The sequence below is a fragment of the Streptomyces sp. NPDC102270 genome, assembly GCF_044766405.1.
Lineage (GTDB): Bacteria > Actinomycetota > Actinomycetes > Streptomycetales > Streptomycetaceae > Streptomyces.
The window spans coordinates 199,568-218,853 of sequence record NZ_JBIWLX010000006.1; the positions used below are offsets into that span (position 1 = coordinate 199,568).

At 70.4% G+C, this 19,286-nt stretch carries 18 protein-coding genes and 2 pseudogenes; 10 read left to right on the top strand and 10 right to left on the bottom strand.

Translation table 11 applies throughout. The features are described from left to right. Positions 1-146: 146 nt before the first annotated feature. Together ACIRP7_RS13605 and ACIRP7_RS13610 are read right to left on the bottom strand one after the other, a co-directional pair. A complete protein-coding gene (locus tag ACIRP7_RS13605) occupies positions 147-1,085 on the bottom strand; it encodes a carbohydrate kinase family protein (RefSeq protein WP_403657632.1) in 939 nt (312 codons plus the stop codon). Further along, on the bottom strand, positions 1,082-1,990 hold the full coding sequence (locus ACIRP7_RS13610; protein WP_403657635.1) for a pseudouridine-5'-phosphate glycosidase: 909 nt from the start codon (positions 1,988-1,990) through the stop codon (positions 1,082-1,084). The genes ACIRP7_RS13605 and ACIRP7_RS13610 overlap by 4 nt, the downstream gene beginning before the upstream one ends. A gap of 99 nt (positions 1,991-2,089) precedes the next feature. On the opposite strand from ACIRP7_RS13610, the gene ACIRP7_RS13615 reads away from it, so the two are divergent. After that, complete coding sequence (locus tag ACIRP7_RS13615; protein WP_403657637.1) at positions 2,090-2,518, top strand: VOC family protein; 429 nt, start codon at positions 2,090-2,092, stop codon at positions 2,516-2,518. Between the two features lie 210 nt (positions 2,519-2,728). On the opposite strand, the gene ACIRP7_RS13620 is transcribed toward ACIRP7_RS13615, so the two are convergent. Both ACIRP7_RS13620 and ACIRP7_RS13625 read right to left on the bottom strand, forming a co-directional pair. Next, positions 2,729-3,283, bottom strand: coding sequence for a methylated-DNA--[protein]-cysteine S-methyltransferase (locus ACIRP7_RS13620; RefSeq protein WP_403657639.1), 555 nt, complete (start codon positions 3,281-3,283; stop codon positions 2,729-2,731). 56 nt (positions 3,284-3,339) lie between these two features. Further along, positions 3,340-4,209 carry a glycerophosphodiester phosphodiesterase gene (locus tag ACIRP7_RS13625; RefSeq protein ID WP_403657642.1) on the bottom strand — a complete coding sequence of 290 codons (870 nt, stop codon included), beginning with the start codon at positions 4,207-4,209 and terminating at the stop codon, positions 3,340-3,342. Positions 4,210-4,489: 280 nt separating this feature from the next. Between ACIRP7_RS13625 and ACIRP7_RS13630 the strand changes: the two genes are divergently transcribed. From ACIRP7_RS13630 to ACIRP7_RS13660, 7 genes and pseudogenes are all read left to right on the top strand, one after another. After that, positions 4,490-5,359, top strand: coding sequence for an MHYT domain-containing protein (locus ACIRP7_RS13630; RefSeq protein ID WP_403657645.1), 870 nt, complete (start codon positions 4,490-4,492; stop codon positions 5,357-5,359). A 73-nt stretch (positions 5,360-5,432) separates the two neighbouring features. Then, complete coding sequence (gene uvrB, locus ACIRP7_RS13635) at positions 5,433-7,568, top strand: excinuclease ABC subunit UvrB (RefSeq protein ID WP_403657648.1); 2,136 nt, start codon at positions 5,433-5,435, stop codon at positions 7,566-7,568. Between the two features lie 133 nt (positions 7,569-7,701). Then, positions 7,702-8,280: a TerD family protein gene (locus ACIRP7_RS13640; RefSeq protein WP_403657651.1), complete on the top strand. Its 579-nt coding sequence runs from the start codon at positions 7,702-7,704 to the stop codon at positions 8,278-8,280. A gap of 50 nt (positions 8,281-8,330) precedes the next feature. After that, positions 8,331-10,427, top strand: coding sequence for a TerD family protein (locus ACIRP7_RS13645; RefSeq protein WP_403657654.1), 2,097 nt, complete (start codon positions 8,331-8,333; stop codon positions 10,425-10,427). 225 nt (positions 10,428-10,652) lie between these two features. Beyond that, positions 10,653-11,654: a TerC/Alx family metal homeostasis membrane protein gene (locus tag ACIRP7_RS13650; RefSeq protein ID WP_403657657.1), complete on the top strand. Its 1,002-nt coding sequence runs from the start codon at positions 10,653-10,655 to the stop codon at positions 11,652-11,654. Positions 11,655-11,785: 131 nt separating this feature from the next. Continuing rightward, entirely contained in the window at positions 11,786-12,088 is a 303-nt protein-coding gene (locus ACIRP7_RS13655) for a hypothetical protein (protein ID WP_403657660.1), read from the top strand. Between the two features lie 138 nt (positions 12,089-12,226). Then, positions 12,227-12,393, top strand: a pseudogene (locus tag ACIRP7_RS13660) (ionic transporter y4hA); the annotation flags it as partial. A 29-nt stretch (positions 12,394-12,422) separates the two neighbouring features. Here ACIRP7_RS13660 and ACIRP7_RS13665 read toward each other — a convergent pair. Continuing rightward, positions 12,423-13,469 carry a S66 peptidase family protein gene (locus ACIRP7_RS13665; RefSeq protein ID WP_403657663.1) on the bottom strand — a complete coding sequence of 349 codons (1,047 nt, stop codon included), beginning with the start codon at positions 13,467-13,469 and terminating at the stop codon, positions 12,423-12,425. An 84-nt stretch (positions 13,470-13,553) separates the two neighbouring features. On the opposite strand from ACIRP7_RS13665, the gene aroQ reads away from it, so the two are divergent. Beyond that, on the top strand, positions 13,554-14,027 hold the full coding sequence (aroQ, locus tag ACIRP7_RS13670) for a type II 3-dehydroquinate dehydratase (protein WP_403657666.1): 474 nt from the start codon (positions 13,554-13,556) through the stop codon (positions 14,025-14,027). Positions 14,028-14,063: 36 nt separating this feature from the next. Here aroQ and ACIRP7_RS13675 read toward each other — a convergent pair whose 3' ends face one another. The 4 genes and pseudogenes from ACIRP7_RS13675 to ACIRP7_RS13690 all read right to left on the bottom strand — a co-directional run. Beyond that, a complete protein-coding gene (locus ACIRP7_RS13675) occupies positions 14,064-14,816 on the bottom strand; it encodes an amino acid ABC transporter ATP-binding protein (RefSeq protein ID WP_403657669.1) in 753 nt (250 codons plus the stop codon). Beyond that, positions 14,813-15,703 (bottom strand): amino acid ABC transporter permease, encoded by an 891-nt coding sequence (locus tag ACIRP7_RS13680; protein ID WP_393599010.1) that lies wholly within the window; start codon positions 15,701-15,703, stop codon positions 14,813-14,815. Before ACIRP7_RS13680 ends, ACIRP7_RS13675 begins: the two co-directional genes overlap by 4 nt. Continuing rightward, positions 15,700-16,584, bottom strand: a complete 885-nt coding sequence (locus tag ACIRP7_RS13685; protein WP_403657673.1) for an ABC transporter substrate-binding protein — start codon at positions 16,582-16,584, stop codon at positions 15,700-15,702. The genes ACIRP7_RS13680 and ACIRP7_RS13685 overlap by 4 nt, the downstream gene beginning before the upstream one ends. Before the next feature lie 300 nt (positions 16,585-16,884). Beyond that, positions 16,885-17,070 (bottom strand): annotated as a pseudogene (locus ACIRP7_RS13690) (MBL fold metallo-hydrolase); the annotation flags it as partial. 18 nt (positions 17,071-17,088) lie between these two features. Between ACIRP7_RS13690 and ACIRP7_RS13695 the strand changes: the two are divergent. Continuing rightward, entirely contained in the window at positions 17,089-18,603 is a 1,515-nt protein-coding gene (locus ACIRP7_RS13695) for a recombinase family protein (RefSeq protein WP_403657676.1), read from the top strand. A gap of 78 nt (positions 18,604-18,681) precedes the next feature. Here the strand turns inward: ACIRP7_RS13695 and ACIRP7_RS13700 are convergent, their stop codons facing one another. Continuing rightward, entirely contained in the window at positions 18,682-19,272 is a 591-nt protein-coding gene (locus ACIRP7_RS13700; protein ID WP_403657679.1) for a helix-turn-helix domain-containing protein, read from the bottom strand. Between the last annotated feature and the right edge of the window lie 14 nt (positions 19,273-19,286).

Here is a 19,286-nt window from a genome sequence, read left to right on the forward strand (position 1 = left end):
GCGCCGGTGGCCGGTCGGGAGCCCGGAGAGGCGCCCGCCGGGCCCTGCTGCCGAGCCCGAAGCCCGGCGGCGGCGCCGGCAACGGCCGCCCGGGGTGCGCGTGACGGCCGTCGATCCCGTCCGGTCGGAGTGCTCGCGACCGGCCGTCAGTCCGGCACCGGCGGCCTTCCGCCCACCCGCTCGACCGCCAGCGCGCCCGCCCGGCATCCTTCGGCCGCCGCTTCCTCGGGTGCGGCGCCCGCCAGCAGAGCCGCGAGGAAGGCGCCGGTGAAGGCGTCCCCCGCCCCGGTGGTGTCCCGGGGCGTCGCCGCTACGGCGGGCACGCGGGCGTACACGGTGCCCGAGCGGGCGATCAGGGCTCCCCGCGCCCCCTGCTTGGTCACCACCAGCGGGACGTGGCGGCTCAACTTGGCCGCCGCGTCCGCCACATCGGGCAACCCGGTGAGCAGGCACGCCTCGTCCAGGCTCGGCAGCAGGACGTCCACCCCCTCGACCAGCGAGAGAAAACGGTTCACCCCCAGCTCCCGGAGGAAGGCCGCCGACGCCGGGTCGACGCTCACCGGAACACCACGCGCGTGTGCCGACTCCAGGGCCACCGCCACCAGCGCCCGGCTCGGCTCCGAGAACAGGAGATAGCCCGACAGATGCAGCCTCGCCACCCCGTCGAGCAGGGCGTCCGACCAGTCGTCCGGCTCCAGCCGCAGTGACGCGCCGCTGTCGGTGAGGAACGTCCGCTCGCCGGCCTCCCCCGTGTCCACGAGGCAGATCACCGTCCCGGTCGGCGCCTGCGGATCGACGACCAGCTGCGGCCGTACTCCGCAGGCGGCCAGCTCCCGCTCGTGCCACGCGGCCGCGTCCGCGCCCACCCGGCCCAGCAGCCGTACCTGCGCACCGCCCCCTCGGGCGGCCCAGCAGGCCACGTTCGCCCCCGCTCCGCCCGGCACCGTACGGATCGCGGCAGCGGTGTCCGTACCGGCGGCGAGCGGTCCCCGATGCCGGGCGACGACGTCCGTGATGACGTCCCCGACGACCAGGAGGGCACCGCCCCGGACGGCCGCGGCGGCACCGTGCCCGTCCGTCGTCACGCCCCGGCCCGGGCAGCTGCGATCCGGGCCGCCAGCCGCACATTGCCCCGCACCGCCGCCAGGTTGGCGCTCAGGGAGGCGCCGTCGGTGTGCCGCACCAGGTAGCCCAGCAGGAACGGCGTGACCCCCTGGCCGGTGACTCCCGCCTCCTCACAGGCCTGGAGCGCTTCCGCGAGCACACGCGCGTGCAACCCGGGATCCAGTTGCTCCTCCTCGGGCACGGGGTTGGCCACGATCAGCGCGGAGCCGGGCGCGCCCAGCGCCTGCCGCGCCCGCATGACCTCCGCCACCTGCTCGGGGGAGTCCAGCCGCCACTCCACGGGATGGCCGGAGTCGGACAGATAGAAGCCGGGGAAGCGGTCCGTTCCGTACCCGGCGACCGCGACTCCCAGGGTCTCCAGTCGCTGGAGCGTCGCGGGCACGTCCAGGATGGACTTCACGCCCGCGCACACCACGGTGATCGCGGTACGCGCCAGCAGGCCGAGGTCGGCCGACTCGTCCTGGGTCGTCGTCCACTCCCGGTGCACCCCGCCGAGCCCGCCCGTCGCGAACACCTCCACCCCGGCCAGGGCCGCCAGCTGCGCCGTCGCCGACACGGTGGTCGCCCCGCTCACCCCCGCGGCCACCGCGAGCGGCAGATCCCGGTGGCCCAGCTTGCGGATCCCGTCCTCGTTCGCGACCCGCTCCAACTGCTCCTTGTCCAGGCCGACCCGGGGGCGCCCGTCCAGTACGGCGATCGTCGCCGGTACGGCCCCCACCTGCCGAACAACGTCCTCCAGCTCCAGCGCCACCTGCAGATTGCGCGGACGCGGCAGCCCGTGCGCGATGATCGTGGACTCCAGGGCCACCACGGGTCGACGCGCGTCGATCGCCTCGCGCACCTCTTCGGACATCACCAGCACCACGGGCCTGCCTCCTGTCGATCGGTCTTCCCTCATGTCTGGCGGGCGGCGCGTCCGGTCAAACCCTTGCGGGCTGTGGAGGACGACACCAGCCTGGGGTGCATGACGGACAACTCGACACGTCTTGACCATGTCGTCCTCTGGGTGCGCGACCCGGTGGCATCGGCCGACTTCTACGAGAAGACCCTGGGCATGGAGCCCGTGAGGCTCACCGACTTCGCCGCCGGGGCGGTGTCCTTCCCCTCCGTACGGCTCAACGACGAGACCGTCTTCGACCTCATGCCGCTCACCCTGGCGGACGGCATGAAAATGGTCCCCGGCGCTGCCGAGAGCGCGGGACACCCCGTCAATCATGTCTGCCTGGCCCTGCCCGCCGACGATTTCGAGACTCTCCGCGCCCGCCTCGAGGAACGGTCCGTGCCCGTCTCGGACTTCTCCCACGACTCCTTCGGCGCCCGCGGAATGGCCCGGCGCAGCTTCTACTTCCGCGACCCGGACGGGAACGTGTTCGAGGCACGCCACTACGACTGACCTCGCGCGCGACGTCTCAGACCGGCTTGACCGCCTTGGTGATGTTCACAAGGCCGTGCAGGATCGCCATCATCTCTGGTTGTCTGATCGCCGTCCTTTCGGCTCCGAGCCCTCGGATGCCGGTGACTGTGCGCACGGCGGGGTCTGCTACCGCGTCGGCCTTCCGGCCGGCCGTCGCGCCCGGCCCTTCACCAAGGGAAGCCGGTCACGTCAGAACAGCGGCTCCGGCAGTACGCCCTCCAGCGCGAGCAGCTTCCGCTTGGTCTCCAGACCGCCGCCGAACCCGCCGATGCCGCCGTGGCTCTCGACGACCCGGTGGCAGGGCACGACCACCGGCAGCGGATTGGAGCCCATGGCCACCCCCACGGCCTGCGCACCACCCGGCTGGCCGACCCGCCCGGCCAGATCGCCGTACCCGACGACCTGGCCGAACCGCACGCCGGACGCCAGCTCGCGCAGCACCTGCCGGTTGAATCCCGAGATCAGCGACCAGTCCAGGGGCAGCTCGAAGTCGTGCCGTTCGCCCGCGAAGTACGCCTCGACCTGGCGTATCGCCTCGGCAAGCAGCGGAGAGCCGGGCGCCTCGACGGGCTCGGTGCCCAGCCGGGACGCGAGCCGTTCCAGCGCCTTGGTCCGGACCGCGTCGGTGGCGTGGAAGACCACGTTGACCAGACCCTCGTCGGTCGCGGCCAGCAGCAGCGGGCCGATGTCCGTGCCGACGACGGTCCACACGATCCGCTGCTCGTCCTGCCCATGGCTGTTCATGCGACCACCGTACGAGCCGCCACTGACAACCCGCCGCGACCTGCGCGAACACCCCGCTACTCGCGCAGCGCGTCCCGCACCACGTCCGGCTTGTCGGTGATGATGCCGTCGACGCCGTACCCGGCGACCCCGCGTGCGGCGGCCGCGGTGTCGACGGTCCAGGTGAAGACCTCCAGAGGCTTGTCGTGCGGGCCGGTGAAGGCCTGGACCGCGGAGACATAGGCCCTGGAGACGGAGGTGTACGACGGGTTGATCTGATCGGCGAAGGCCGCGTACGCGTGCAGGTCCCCCACGGACGGCGTTCCGAGGAAGCCGGTCTTCACCGCGGGCTCGAGATCGTGGACGGTCCGCAGACTGTCCGCGCTGAAGCTCTGCACGATCAGCCGGTTCCGGTGCTCCCGGTCGAGCCACCCCTCGTTCCCGAGGAGCTTGAGGGTCTCCCGCTCGACGCCCGGGTACAGCTCCGGGTTCTTGAGTTCGAGAAGCAGCTTCTGATGGTGAAGATCGACGCGGTGCACATACTGTTTCAGCGTCGGCACGCGCGCGCCCGCGTAGGCGGTGGAGAACCAGCGGCCCGCGTCCAGGCGCGCGATCTCGGCGGCGGTGAAGTCCTTCACCTTCCAGGGCGCCCGGCCGGGGAAGACCTGCTCCACGTCGGTGGTGCGTCGGAGGCTGTCGTCGTGCAGGACGACGAGTTCGCCGTCCCTGGTGCGCTGGACGTCGTTCTCGACCCAGAGGGCGCCGAGTCGGGCGGCCTTGTCGACGGCGGCCAGGGTGTTCTCGGGGGCGTAGGCGGAGCCGGCCCGGTGGGCGATGACCACGGGTGGCGTGCCGTCCTCGACGGCCCGGACGTCGGTTGCGGGAAGCAGGAGGGCGACGGTCCCCAGGAGCGCGGTGGTCAGGGCGGTCACGGAGCGCGCGTGCATACGTACTCCTCGCGTCGAGCCATCACGTACAGCACAACTGTGACAGCACCGCGTCAACGGCACCGGGGTGCAGAATGGACACATCCTGAATGGGCGTGTCCCAAGTCCGCTCACTGGTGTCGCACAACTGGGGCAAGGGCGTGTTTCTTTGCCGGAAAATCGTTCGACCATTCCGGTGGCGGTCATACTCTCTGCCTCGACCCCGACCGCTCGCGCGGTGCTGGGCAGGGGCACATTTCAGGGAATTCCAGGACGTAAGAGGGCGGAAGGGCAGCCGCGCATGCAAGGCACGGTCGACGGATTCAGCTACGGACTCGTCACACCGCTGGTGGCCTACCTCATGGCCTGCCTCGGCGGTGCCCTCGGCCTGCGCTGCACCACCAGATCCATGCTGGTCAGCCGGTCCTGGCGGCCCGGCTGGCTGGTCCTCGGCTCGGCGGCGATCGGCTCCGGCATCTGGACCATGCACTTCGTCGCGATGATGGGGTTCAAGGTCCGGGAGGCGCCGATCCACTACGACAGGGCCATCACCTTCGCGAGCCTGGGCGTCGCCATCGTCATGGTGGGCATCGGGGTCTTCATCGTCGGCTACTGGGGCGCGACCGGAACGCCCCTGATGACCGGCGGTGCCGTCACCGGTCTGGGCATCGCCTCGATGCACTACCTGGGCATGGCCGGCATGCGCCTGAACGGGCAGCTGGAGTACAACACGGTCACCGTCGCGATCTCCGTGGTGATAGCCGTCGTCGCCGCCACCGCCGCCCTGTGGGCCGCCGGCCAGGTCAGAGGGTTCCTGTGGAGCGTGGGCGCGAGCCTGATCATGGGCCTGGCCGTCACGGGCATGCACTACACCGGCATGGCCGCCCTCAGCGTCCATCTGCACGGCACGTCCGCCCCCGTCTCCGGTGACTCGCCCGCCTCCCTGCTCGCGCCGATGATGGTCGGCCCGCTGTCCTTCCTGCTGCTCGCGGGCGTCGTCGTGCTGTTCGATCCGCTGATGGTCATGGGCAAGCCCGTCTGGTCGCCCGCCGAGCACAAGCCCGGCGTCCCGGCCCGCGAACTCGTCGACCACCCGCCCGCCCGGCGCCCCTCGCTCCGCCCCCACCGGGACGTGACCCACCACGACGTCCGCACCCCGCAGAACCGCTGACCGACCGTGGCCGCGGGCGCCCGGAACCCTTGATCGGGCCGCGTTGTCAGTGGGGAGTCGTACGGTGGACACCATGCGGCCCGTTTCCCACATCGAACGTACGGTGGCGCCCTTCGAGGTCGTCAGCTCCTACCAGCCCAGCGGTGACCAGCCGGCGGCGATCGCCGAGCTGGCCAAGCGCATCGAGGCAGGTGAGAAGGACGTCGTCCTGCTCGGCGCGACCGGCACCGGAAAGTCCGCCACCACCGCCTGGATGATCGAGAAGCTCCAGCGCCCCACCCTGGTGATGGCCCCGAACAAGACGCTGGCCGCCCAGCTGGCGAACGAGTTCCGCGAGCTCCTGCCGAACAACGCCGTCGAGTACTTCGTCTCGTACTACGACTACTACCAGCCCGAGGCCTACGTCCCGCAGTCGGACACTTACATCGAGAAGGACTCCTCGATCAACGAGGAGGTCGAGCGCCTGCGCCACTCCGCGACCAACTCGCTGCTCACCCGCCGCGACGTCGTCGTGGTCGCCTCCGTCTCCTGCATCTACGGCCTCGGTACTCCCCAGGAGTACGTGGACCGCATGGTCCCCCTCAGGGTCGGCGACGAGATCGACCGCGACCAGCTGCTGCGCCGCTTCGTGGACATCCAGTACACCCGCAACGACCTGGCCTTCACCCGAGGCACCTTCCGGGTCCGCGGCGACACCATCGAGATCTTCCCGGTCTACGAGGAGCTCGCCGTCCGCATCGAGATGTTCGGCGACGAGATCGAGGCCCTCTCGACGCTCCACCCGCTCACCGGCGAGATCATCAGCGACGACGAGCACCTGTACGTCTTCCCGGCCTCCCACTACGTCGCAGGGCCCGAGCGCATGGAGCGGGCCGTCAACGACATCGAGAAGGAGCTCGGGGAGCGCCTGGCCGAGCTGGAGAAGCAGGGCAAGCTCCTGGAGGCCCAGCGCCTGCGGATGCGCACCACCTACGACCTCGAGATGCTCCGCCAGATCGGCTCCTGCTCCGGTGTGGAGAACTACTCGATGCACTTCGACGGCCGCCTGCCCGGCTCCCCGCCGAACACGCTGCTGGACTACTTCCCGGACGACTTCCTGCTCGTCATCGACGAGTCGCACGTGACCGTGCCCCAGATCGGCGCGATGTACGAGGGCGACGCCTCCCGCAAGCGCACCCTCGTCGACCACGGCTTCCGCCTCCCGTCGGCCCTGGACAACCGCCCTCTGAAGTGGGAGGAGTTCACGGAGCGCATCGGCCAGACCGTCTACCTGTCGGCGACACCCGGCAAGTACGAGCTCTCGCGCGGGGACGGCGTCGTCGAGCAGATCATCCGCCCCACCGGCCTGGTCGACCCCGAGGTCGTCGTCAAGCCCACCGAGGGCCAGATCGACGACCTGGTGCACGAGATCCGCACCCGCACCGAGAAGGACGAGCGTGTCCTGGTCACCACGCTCACCAAGAAGATGGCCGAGGACCTCACCGACTACTTCCTGGAGCTCGGCATCCAGGTCCGCTATCTGCACAGCGACGTCGACACCCTGCGCCGCGTGGAGCTGCTCCGCGAGCTGCGCTCCGGGGAGTTCGACGTCCTGGTCGGCATCAACCTCCTGAGGGAGGGCCTCGACCTGCCCGAGGTGTCCCTGGTGGCCATCCTCGACGCCGACAAGGAGGGCTTCCTGCGCTCCGGCACCTCCCTGATCCAGACCATCGGCCGCGCCGCACGCAATGTCTCCGGCCAGGTCCACATGTACGCCGACAAGATCACCCCGGCGATGGAGAAGGCCATCGACGAGACCAACCGCCGCCGGGAGAAGCAGGTCGCGTACAACAAGGAGCGGGGCATCGATCCCCAGCCCTTGCGCAAGAAGATCAACGACATCGTCGCGCAGATCGCCCGCGAGGACGTGGACACCGAGCAGCTTCTCGGCTCCGGCTACCGCAAGGGCAAGGACGGCAAGGCGGCCAAGGCGCCCGTGCCCGCCCTCGGCGGCAAGGCGGCCGGTACCAAGGCCGCCAAGGGCAAGGCCAAGGAGACCGTCCCGACCGACCGGCCCGCGGCCGAACTGGCCGGGCAGATCGAGGAGATGACGGCACGCATGCGTGCCGCCGCCGCCGACCTCCAGTTCGAGATCGCGGCCCGGCTGCGCGACGAGGTATCCGAGATGAAGAAGGAGCTGCGCCAGATGAAGGAAGCGGGCCTGGCCTGACCGCATCGCGCTGTGTTGCAAGACCGACACAAAGTGCGCTTCAGGGTGCGTCACCGTCAGCGGCCCTGCGTAGGGTTCGGGACAACCGCGGGGGCCGCGGCAACAGGGGACAGCAGCGAGAGGGGTTCGGCGCGTGACCGTCAACATGACCAAGGGTCAGGCCATCAGTCTGCAGAAGAGCGACGGAGGCAGCCTGACCGCGGTGCGCATGGGCCTCGGCTGGCAGGCGGCTCCCCGGCGCGGCCTGTTCGGCTCGCGCACGCGGGAGATCGACCTCGACGCCTCCGCCGTCCTGTTCGCGGACAAGCAGCCCGTCGACGTCGTCTTCTTCCGCCACCTGGTGAGCGACGACGGCTCGGTCAAGCACACCGGTGACAACCTCGTCGGCGGCGTCGGGCAGGGCGGGGACGACGAGGCGATCCTCGTCGACCTGGCCCGCGTCCCGGTCCACGTCGACCAGATCGTCTTCACCGTGAACTCCTTCACGGGCCAGACCTTCCAGGAGGTCCAGGACGCCTTCTGCCGCCTGGTCGACGAGACCAACGGCCAGGAGCTGGCCCGCTACACCCTCGCCGGCGGCGGCGCCTACACCGCCCAGATCATGGCGAAGGTGCACCGGACGGGCGCGGGCTGGACGATGACGGCCCTCGGCACCCCGGCCAACGGCCGGACCTTCCAGGACCTGATGCCGGCGATCCTGCCGCACCTGTAGCCGGCCGCCGAGCGGCACCGACCGACACCACGACACAGGGGGAGAAGGCGATGACGGCCGAGCTGGTGCGGGGGCAGAACCATCCGCTCTCCCAGGCCCGACTCGAGATCCGGATCGCGGCCGGTACGCCGGTCGTGGCCGGGGCCACGCTCGGCGACGAGCACGGCACAGTGCACGGCGTGGAGTGGGTCGTCCATCCGGGCGCGCCCACCCTGCCGGGTCTGGAGGTCTCCCGGCAGGCGGCCGCCGACCACCGCCTCGCGGTCGATCTGGGCGCGGTGCCCGAGGCCGTCCACCGGGTCCATGTGCTGCTCGCGCTGCCCGCGGCGGGCGGCCCCGTGCGCTTCGGCGCCGTCGCCGCCCCCTTCGTCGCGGTCACGGGCCTGGACGGCACCGAGCTCGCCGGCTACACCATCACCGGCCTGGACGCCGAGTCCGCGGTCGTCGCGCTGGAGCTCTACCGCCGCCAGGGCGCCTGGAAGGTGCGCGCCGTGGGGCAGGGCTATGCGGGCGGCCTCCCCGAACTCCTCGCCGACCAGGGCCTGCCCCAGGCCCGGCAGCTCGCCCACGACATCCATGAGGCGGTGGCCCGGGGCCTGTCCCGCGCGGTGCCGATGCCACCGCCGCTCATGGCGGACGGCGACCGCCCCCGGCAGACGGCCACGCCGACGCCGGGCCCGGACCAGGGCTCGCCCGCGGCCCAGGCCGCCCCCGGTGCCGTACCACCGCAGCAGCCGGCGTCGCCGTACGGCACCCAGCCACCCGGCACCCCACCGCAGCCGATGTCCCCGCAGGGCGGCCCGGCCGCCGGCACGCCGCAGCCCGCCTCTCCCTACGGCACGCAGGGCACCCCGGTGACCGGTGCATCGCAGCCCGGGTATGTCCAGGGGCCCGCGGACACCACCGCCCAGCCGCCCACCGTGGGCGGTCCCATCGACTACAGCCATCCCCGACGGCAGAACACCGCCGCGCCGCCTCCTCCGCCCGCCGCGCCCCCCGCCCGGCCGGGGCAGCCCGCGCGGCCCGTCGCCGGGGACGCGACCGGCTGGTCCATGGAGGAGCGGCTCTACAACCAGGTGTGGGGCATGTTCGAGGACCTGGCCCGCTCCACGGCCGCGTACCGCAGTGCCGTCGACTTCGCCGACTCGCGCATGGAGAAGGAGCTGGACGCCGCCCTCGCCGACCCGCGCAACCGGATCGGCGGACAGGGCGAGGCCGCACGCGAGGCCGCCCGCACCAAGTACTCCCAGCTCGTCGAACAGGCCCGTGCGGTCTACGACCGCGATCTCGGCCAGCTCACGGCCGAGTCCGAGGTCGTCGAACCCGCCCTGCCGCCGGCGTACGCCCGCTGGGACAACCCCGTCTGGCACGGCTACCGGGTGCCGTTCGAGGTTCCCATGGCCGTGCGCCTGGGCGACCTGCATCTGCCCGAGTGCGCCGAGCTGCGCATCCCTATGCTGGTCCGGCTGCCGCTGGAACGCGGCCTGTGGATCGACAGCGGAGCCGCCGGATCGCTCGACGGCTCGTTCCTCGACGCCCACGAACTGCACCGACTCGCCATGGACACGGCCGTGGCGGTCGCGGCCCGGCTCCTCGCCGTCCATCCCGCCGGGGACTACACCCTGCATGTCATCGACCCGGCCGGCTCGGGGGCGCAGGCGCTCGCCCCGCTGGTGTGGACCGGCGTGCTCGCGGCTCCGCCCGCCGTCGGCGCCGCGGGCGTGGCGGACGTCCTGGCCCGTCTCACCGAGCGCGTCGACCTCGTGCAGATGGCGGTGCGCGGCGGCGCGGCCGACTCCCTCCCGCCCGGCCTCGACACCTCCGAACAGCTCCTGATCGTCAACGACTTCCCGCACGGCTTCGACGACCGGGCCGTGACCCAGCTGCGCTACCTGGCGGACGAGGGACCGTCCGTCGGCGTCCACCTGATGATGGTCGCGGACCGTGAGGAGGCCTCCGCCTACGGCCCCCTCCTCGACCCCCTGTGGCGCTCGCTCATGCGGCTGACGCCCGTGCCCGACGACCACCTCGCCGACCCGTGGGTCGGGCATGCCTGGACCTACGAGCCCGCGCTCGTCCCGCCCGGCAGCCAGGTCCTCCAGCAGGTCCTGAACCAGGTCGCCCAGGCTCGCACCAAGTACACGTAAAGGCTGCCCACCAGGTATTTTGACCTTTCTTTTGCCAATCGCTTTACCTTTCCTTGGTGATTGGGTACGGTTGGTGGCACGGAGGGGAGTACTCCCTGTCGACCGCGGCGTACCCGTCAATACGGATCAGGCCTGATCCCGGGGCGCCGGCCCACCGTGGGTGGAAGAGACCTCCGGCAGCGCGACGACGCTGGTTACTTGCCGTTACGTATTGCCGGAGGAACTGTGGACGTTTCCATGACCCTGTGGGTCCTGACGATCGTTGGCCTCGCCGCCCTCATCGCGGTCGACTTCTTCATCGGCCGCAAGCCGCACGACGTGTCTCTGAAGGAAGCGGGCATCTGGACGGTTGTCTGGATCGCCCTGGCCGGCCTCTTCGGGCTCGGTCTGCTCGTCTTCGGCGGAGGCCAGGCCGGCGGAGAGTTCTTCGCGGGCTTCATCACCGAGAAGTCCCTGAGCGTGGACAACCTCTTCGTCTTCGTCCTGATCATGGCGAAGTTCGCGGTGCCCTCGCAGTACCAGCAGCGGGTGCTTCTCGTCGGGGTCCTCATAGCCCTGGTGCTGCGCGCGATCTTCATCGCCGCCGGCGCTGCGATCATCGCCAGCTTCGCCTGGGTGTTCTACATCTTCGGCGCCTTCCTCATCTGGACCGCCTGGAAGCTCATCCAGGAGGCCCGGGCGGACGAGGAGGAAGAGGAGTTCGAGGAGAACAAACTACTCAAGGCCGTCGAGCGCAGGTTCGGTGTGGCCGACCGTTACCACGGCACCAAGCTGTGGATCGTGGAGAACGGCAAGCGGGTCATGACCCCGATGCTGGTCGTGATGCTCGCCATCGGCTCGACCGACGTGCTTTTCGCGCTCGACTCGATCCCCGCGATCTTCGGCCTGACCCAGGACCCGTACATCGTCTTCACGGCCAACGCCTTCGCCCTGATGGGCCTGCGCCAGCTGTACTTCCTCATCGGCGGCCTGCTGAAGAAGCTGGTCCACCTCAGCTACGGCCTGTCGATCATCCTGGGCTTCATCGGCGTCAAGCTGGTGCTGCACGCCCTGCACGAGTCCGGCGTCCACGTCCCCGAGATCAGCATCCCGGTCTCGCTCGGGGTGATCTGCTCGGTCCTGATCGTCACCACGATCACCAGTCTCATGGCCACCAGGAAGCGGGCGGCGGCCGAGGCGGCGCAGGCGGAGGGCGAAGGCGCTCCGAAGGACAGCATCGAGGCCTGACCACGGCCGACGTAGGAAGAACCACCACTGGGAGCGGAGCGCGGCGAATTGCCGGGTACCGCTCCCGGTGCTTGTTTGGTTCCAGTGCGCGTCCCCCGGCCCGGGGGCGCCGTGGCCGGCTGGAGACACCCATGACGTTCGTGCAGATCATCGGCTTCGAGACCGAGCGCCTGGAGGAGATGCGGCAGGTGCTGCAGGAGGCGGGGCAGCGCAGCGCCGGCCGGACGGGCGGCCCGACCCACAGCATGCTCCTGAAGGACCGGGACAAGCCCAACCACTATCTGGCGGTGATCGAGTTCGACTCGTACGACGAGGCCATGCGCAACAGCGACGACCCCGAGACGAACAAACTCGCGGAGCAACTGAGCGCGCTGAGCATCGGCGAGCGCGTCTACACCAACTGCGACGTCCTGGAGTCGGGTGAAATCAAGTAGCCCCGGAGTGGTGCGGTGCCGGGCGGCCTCTGCGACGATCGCAGCATGATCGCTCGGCTCAGGTCGCTCACCACGAGCTGGACGTCCGTCGTGCCGGTGCTCGCGGTCGTCCTGCTGGCGTTCACCTGGGGCCGCGATCTCTCCGGCCCGCTCGTCCTCGGCTCGGCTCCACCCACATGGTGCTGCTGGCCCTGACGGTGGTGGTGAGCTCCCTGACGGTGGTTCCGGGGCGGGCCACACCGCTCCAGGGCGGCGTCCACCTGGTGGTGTTCGCGGCCTACCTCGAACTGGCGGTCAACCCGTAGCGGGTCAATCCAGAGCAGGCTCGGCCTGATCAGTACGTGACGGTGATGCGCCGGGCGGGACCGTCGACGCGCACGAGACCGCCGTAGGGGATGACGAGTTGGGGATCGGTGTGGCCGTAGTCCACATCGAAGACGATGGTGGTGTGCGGGGCATAGCTGCGCATGGCCCTCAGTACGGCCTCGCGCTGGTCGGCGGCGTAACGATCCGCCTCCTCCGGGCTGTTGGGGCGCTCGAAGGACCACGTCTTGGGGCGGCCCCACAGCAGTGCGGAGAACCGCTGGAGGAGCCCGCGCTCGCCCATGTTGCGCAGGGTGCGGAAGACTTCGACGTCGCTTGGCATCTCCTCCGAAGTCTCCAGGAGCAGCACTTCGCCGTCGTACCGACTCAGGTCACGCGCGATCTCGCGGTCGGCCATCAGCAGCCAGCCCAGGATCTCCAGGCAACCGCCCCAGGCCCGGCCCTCCACAACCCGGTCGGCGTTCACCCAGGTCCAGCCGTTGCCGGGACGGGTCTCCGGTTCGGAGTCGAAGGTGGCGGGGTCCGCCCAGTCACGGTCGACATCCCGCCAGTGGGCGGCGGGAGTCAGTTCGTACGCGCCCGAGGTGAACAGGGCCGCCCGCAGGGAGTCGGCGGTCAGCGCGCTCATGGCGACCGGCCGCCCGAGCGCGGTCATCACGGTCGCGCCGTGGTAGCCGACGATGCCCGTGTTGTACAGATACGCGAGCAGGTTGGTGTTGTCGCTCATCCCGAAGAACGGCTTCGGGTTCGCCCGGATCAACTCCCGGTCCAGGTACGGCAGTACGGTGATCTGGTCGTCACCGCCGATGGACGCCATGACCGCCTTGACGCTCGGGTCGGCGAACGCGGCATGGATGTCGGCGGCGCGCTCCTGGGGCGTCGAGCCCATCCTGCGGGTCGACGGATACTCGACCGGCTCCAACCCGTACTCCTTGCGCAGCCGCTCGAGCCCGAGCTCGTAGGGGCGCGGGAAGAGCCCCGGCAGGCCTGCGCCGGGGGAGATGACGGCTATACGGTCGCCGGGTACGGGCTTGGGTGGGTACGAGATCGTCGTCATGCCCGGAGGGTACGGGCCGCATCGCGCGCGGCGCACCGTGATAAACCGGGTCCGAGCAGCCCGCTGTCACCGACCGGAGGAACCGTGCCCCGCACCCTGGCCAACGCCCCGATCATGGTCCTCAACGGCCCCAACCTGAACCTGCTGGGCCAGCGTCAGCCGGAGATCTATGGCAAGGACACCCTCGCCGACGTCGAGGCACTGTGCGCCAAGGCGGCGGCCGCGCACGGCGGCACCGTGGACTTCCGGCAGTCCAACCACGAGGGCGAACTGGTCGACTGGATCCACGAGGCGCGCCTGAACCACTGCGGGATCGTCATCAACCCCGGCGCCTACTCACATACGTCGGTCGCGATCCTGGACGCGCTCAACACCTGTGACGGACTGCCGGTGCTGGAGGTGCACATCTCCAACATCCACCAGCGCGAGTCCTTCCGGCACCACTCCTACGTCTCGCTGCGGGCGGACGGGGTCATCGCAGGATGTGGTGTGCAGGGATACGTGTTCGGCGTGGAGCGGGTCGCGGCACTGGTGGGACCGGCACGGGCCGAGGCGTAGGGGGTTGTAAGGCCCGCTCGCAATGGCGGGCACCCCTTACAACCGCCCCGCCTCCACGATCCGCCGCAGGAAGCGCTGGGTGCGCTCCTGCTGCGGGTCGCCGAAGATCTGCGCGGCGGTCCCGCGCTCAAGGACCACACCCGAGTCCAGAAAACACACCTGGTCGGCGACCTCGCGTGCGAAGCCCATCTCGTGCGTGGCCAGCATCATGGTCATCCCGTCGCCCTTCAGGTCGCGCACGACGTTCAGGACCTCGCCCACCAGCTCCGGGTCGAGGGCCGCGGTGATCTCGTCGAGCAGGAGCAGACGCGGACGTACGGCGAGGGCCCGCACGATCGCCACCCGCTGCTGCTGACCACCGCTGAGCCGGTCCGGGTACTCGCCGGCCTTGCCGGCCAGCCCGAGTCGCTCCAGGAGCTCACGGGCGTGCTCCTCGGCCTCCGCGCGGGCCACCCCGTGCACGCGGCGCGGGGCCAGCGTGATGTTCTCCAGCACCGTCATGTGCGGAAAGAGGTTGTACGCCTGGAAGACCACGCCGATACGGCGCCGTACCGCGTCCTGGTCGGCGCGCGGATCGGTGATCTCCTCGCCGTCCAGCCAGATGGCGCCGTCGTCGATCTCCTCCAGGAGGTTGGCGCAGCGCAGCAGCGTCGACTTGCCGGAGCCGGAGGCACCGATCAGCGCGGTCACCGTATGCGGGGCGACCTCCAGGTCGACGTCCCGCAGCACGACCGTGTCGCCGAAGGTCTTGCGGACCGACTCCATCCGCAGCACCGGTGCGTCGCTCATGTGGTACCTCCCTGGGCCCGCTGACGGTCCATCCGTGCCGTCACCCAGTCCGTGAAGCGGGTCATCGGGATGGTCAGCGCCACGAACACCAGGCCCGCGACGATGTACGGCGTGTAGTTGAGGCTCCGGCCGACGATGATGTCGGCGGCCCGTACGGCGTCGATCGCGCCCCCGATCGACACCAGACCGGTGTCCTTCTGGAGGGACACCAGGTCGTTCAGCAGGGGCGGCACCTGGCGACGCACCGCCTGCGGCAGCACCACGTACCGCAGGGCCTGCCGGTTGGAGAGCCCGAGCGAACGGGCCGCGGCGCGCTGCGAGGGGTGCACCGACTCGATGCCGGCGCGGAACACCTCGGCCACGTACGCCGAATACGTCAACGTGAGGGCCGTACCGCCCAGCAGCACCGGGTCGACCGTGACCCCCTGGAGCCGCAGCGCCGGGACGCCCAGGACGACGATCATGAGGTTGATGATGAGCGGAAGCCCGCGGAAGAAGTCCGTGTAGGCGGCGGCCAGGAAGCGCAGCGGGAAGAACACCGGGCCGCGCAGTGTGCGCGCGATGGCGATCAGCATGCCGAGCACCAGCACGGCGACACCGCAGATCAGCAGCAGCCGGACGTTCAGCCACAGCCCTTCGAGGACCTTGGGGAACGCCTCGCGCGCGTACTGCCCGCTGAAGAACGTCTCCTTGGTGCGCGGCCAACCCGGCGCGTTGACGACGACCAGGTAGAGGACGACGGCGGTGACCAGCGTCGACACCGCGGCGATCGCCGTCGCGCGGCGGGCGCGGGTGCGCTTGAGGCGCTCCCGCTCGATCCGCCGCTGCGACGGCGCGTAGGAGCCACCGGCGCCTTCCTGGCCGGCCTCGTCCTTCGTGAGCGTCACTTGAGCACCGGTGCGTCGACGGCGTCCGACAGCCACTCCTGCTCCAGCTCGGCGAGCGTGCCGTCCTTGCGCAGGGCGTCCACGGCGCCGGTCACGCAGGAGGTGAGCGAGCTCCCCTTGTCGAGCACGAGCCCGAACTGCTCCGGCGTGCCGCCCTGGTTCTCGAACTGCCCGACGATCGTGCCGTCGGTCACCTCGGCCGCGGTGATGTAGAAGGCGGTCGGAAGGTCGACGACGATGGCGTCCACCTGCTTGTTCTCCAGCGCGGACTTGGCCTGGTCGTTCTTGGCGTACGCGGCGGCCTGCTGCGTCGGCTTCACCACGTCCTCGATGTAGTTGAGGCTCGTGGTGCCGACCTGGGCGCCCAGCTTGAGGCCCTTCAGGTCGGCGATGCTCGTCGCCTTGGCGGCCTTGGTGCCCTTGAGCGCGATGACGGCCTGGCGCACGTCGTAGTAGCCGGAGGAGAAGTCCACGGCCTTCTTGCGCTCGGCGCTGATCGACACCTGGTTGATGTCGAAGTCGAAGGTCTTCTCCCCGGGTGCGAAGGCCTTGTTGAAGGGGACGCTCTGCCAGACGACGGCGCTCTTGTCATAGCCGAGCTGCTTCGCCACGGCATAAGCGACCGCCGACTCGAAGCCCTTGCCGTTCGCGGGCTTGTCGTCCTTGAACCACGGCTCGTACGCCGGCTCGTCGGTCGCGATCGTCAGCTTGCCGGAGGTCTTGGTGGCCAGCTTGCCCGGGGCGCAGGTGGTTCCGGTCGACCCCGAGGCCTTGGCGGTCGCGGCGTCGTCAGGCTGCGGAGCACAGCCGACGGCGGTGGCGAGCAGGGCAATGGATGCCGCGGCGACGGCGCTGCGCAGTGCGCGGGGGGCAGGATGCATGGCGGGAGAGTGACAGTCCACTGTCCCGTTTGTCGAGGTCACGACGGCAATTGTCCGCATATTGGGAACGGGTGTTGCATTTTTGTGAACTGTTTCCAGACAGGGTGCCGGGCCGCCGGTCGAGGGCGGGGATGAAAGACCGGCGGCCCGTACCGCGCAGGAGCCGTCTTCCTGTGCGGGGCTGCTCCCAGTTGACTGCGCAACCATGTGCGCCGGGAGCGCGTGTGTGACACCGGCGTGTGCGAAGAGTTCACACGGGGCGCGTGCGAAGGGGCAAGCGCGGGGCGCATGCCCACGAGTTCACCACCCCCGTGCGCGCCACTCCGGCAACTGCGGCCGCTCCGCCCCCAGCGTGGTGTCGTTCCCGTGTCCCGGGTACACCCAGGTCTCGTCCGGCAGCACGTCGAAGATCTTCGTCTCGACGTCGTGGATCAGGCTGGCGAACGCCTTGGGGTCCTTGCGGGTGTTGCCCACGCCTCCCGGGAAGCCCTAGGGTCCTCTCCCGTGAACACTAAGACGCTCCCGCGCCGTACCCTCGTCTTTTTGTACGCGCGGATCTCCGAGGACCCCCGCGACCGCCGACGGGGCGTCAACCGGCAGATGAGCGACCTGCGCACGTTCTCCGAGGGGAACGGCTGGGAGGTCGGCGGCGAGTACATCGAGAACGACGTCTCCGCCCACTCGGGCGAAGAACGCCCCGAGTACGACCGGCTGATGGCCGACGCCATCGAGGCCGCCCGCGAACCCGGTGTCCGGGTCATCGTCGCGGGCTACCACCCGTCGCGCGTGTGGCGGCGCCGGGTTGAGCGTGCGCAGGCGATCGAGGACTTGCGGCACGCGGGGTGCTGGGTCGCGTTCGAGTCGGGCGGCCTGTTCAACATGGCGAAGGCGTCGGACCGGTCGCAGCTCGCCAACCTCGGCGAGTCCGACACCGCCGAGTCCGAGGTGAAGAGTGAGCGGGTGGCTCGGGCCGCCCTGGAGCGCGCCCAGGAGGGCCGGGCGAACGGCGCCGTGGCATACGGGTGGCGGCGTCAGTACGAGTACGACGCGCGAGGCCAGGTGAGCGGATTCCATGACCTCGAGGACCCGGTGCAGGCCGGGATTGTCCGGGAGATCGTCACCCGCCTGCTGGCTGGCGGCAGTCTCATCGGCATCACGGCTGACCTGAACGAGCGTGGTGTGCCGTCGCCCGGTGCCGGGATACAGCTCAAGCGGCGGGCGGTCGGGCAGAACGAGGACGGGTCGCTGTGGAACAAGACCAGCGTGAAGAAGCTCGCGCTGCGGCCGGCGAACGTGGGGCTCCGTGTGCACCAGGGCGTGGAGTACAAGGCGGCATGGCCGGCGCTCATCACGGAGGAGCAGTACGCGCAGCTGCGGAACCTGTTCGCGGAGCGGGCCGTGGTGCGGGAGCTGCCGGGGGCGCGGAAGCACCTGCTGACGTGGGGCGAGGTCGCCACGTGCGGGCCGTGCGGGTCGGTGCTCCGGGTTGCTCTGAAGGGGAACGCCAAGCGGGGCAAGAAGCAGCCGACGTACGTCTGCGACGCGGGAGGCTGCGTCGGCCGGAATGAGGAAGCGCTCGACCTCTACGTGGGGCGGGTGGTTGTGGGTGTGCTGTCGCGGCCCGAGGCGGCCGAGGTGTTCCGCGGGGACGACTCGGCGGCCCTGGCGGCCCTGGAGCGGGCGGAGGGGCTGAAGGCGCGCCAGGAGGCGGCGGCGGACGACTACGCGGACGGGATCATCACCCGTGAGCAGTTGCGGCGTATCACGGCGAAGCTGGCGAAGCAGATCACGGACGCGCAGAACGAGGCCCGGCGGCTGCGGCCGGCCTTCGGCCTCGACGCTTTCGACGGCCTTGTGGGGCCTCGGTCGGCGGAGACATGGGAAGCGCTCGAAGTGCCGCAGCAGCGGCGGGTCCTGGACGGCCTGGGCCTGCGCTTGAGGGTGCACCCGGTGGCGCGGCGCGGCCCCGGGTTCGACCAGAGCACCATTGAGCTCCAGTGGGCGCGGACGGGCGACTGAGCGCGCGGATGCCGTACGAGCGTGGCCCCCGATGTCCCGGGGGCCACGTCGTCGTTCCGGCCGAGGTCGGAGGGTTGCTCAGTCGTCGTGGTTGCCGTGCTGGTCGAACTCGACCGGCTCGCCGGTGCTGACCTCGTGCAGCTTCCCGTCCCGGCCGCGCTGGTAGTACCCGCGACCGCCGGAGTCCTCGAAGTGTGCCGCCCTGCTGGCGGGTGAGCGGTCGTACCTGCGGATGCCGAGAGGCCGGGCGTAGCGCTGGAAGTCGGCGTTCGCAGTCCCGTCGTCACCCTCGGCAACGGTGAGCGGGCGGTGGCCCTCAGCCCATGCCCACACGATCGTCGCGTCGACGTTCCCCGTGCCGGTCAGGGTGATGCTGCCTGATCCCTGGTGGGGGAGCAGCAGGGCGTTGGGGTTCACGCCGAGTGCCGCCGCGAGGGCGGTCAGGTCATCGACGTCGATGCGCCGGACATTCTTCGCCGGTTCGGCGCCGGCCTCGGGGGTCCGCCCGTTCTCGATCTTGTTGAGGGCGTCGGCGCTGAGGTTGTGGCCGCGGCGCTTGAGGTCGGCTGAGAGTGCGCGGAGGCTCAGCCCTCGCGCCTCGCGCAGCCTGCGGAGATTGTCCGCGACGGCGCGGGAGGTGGGGCCGAGGTCCATGGGTCCAGTCGCCATAACCGCGACAATAT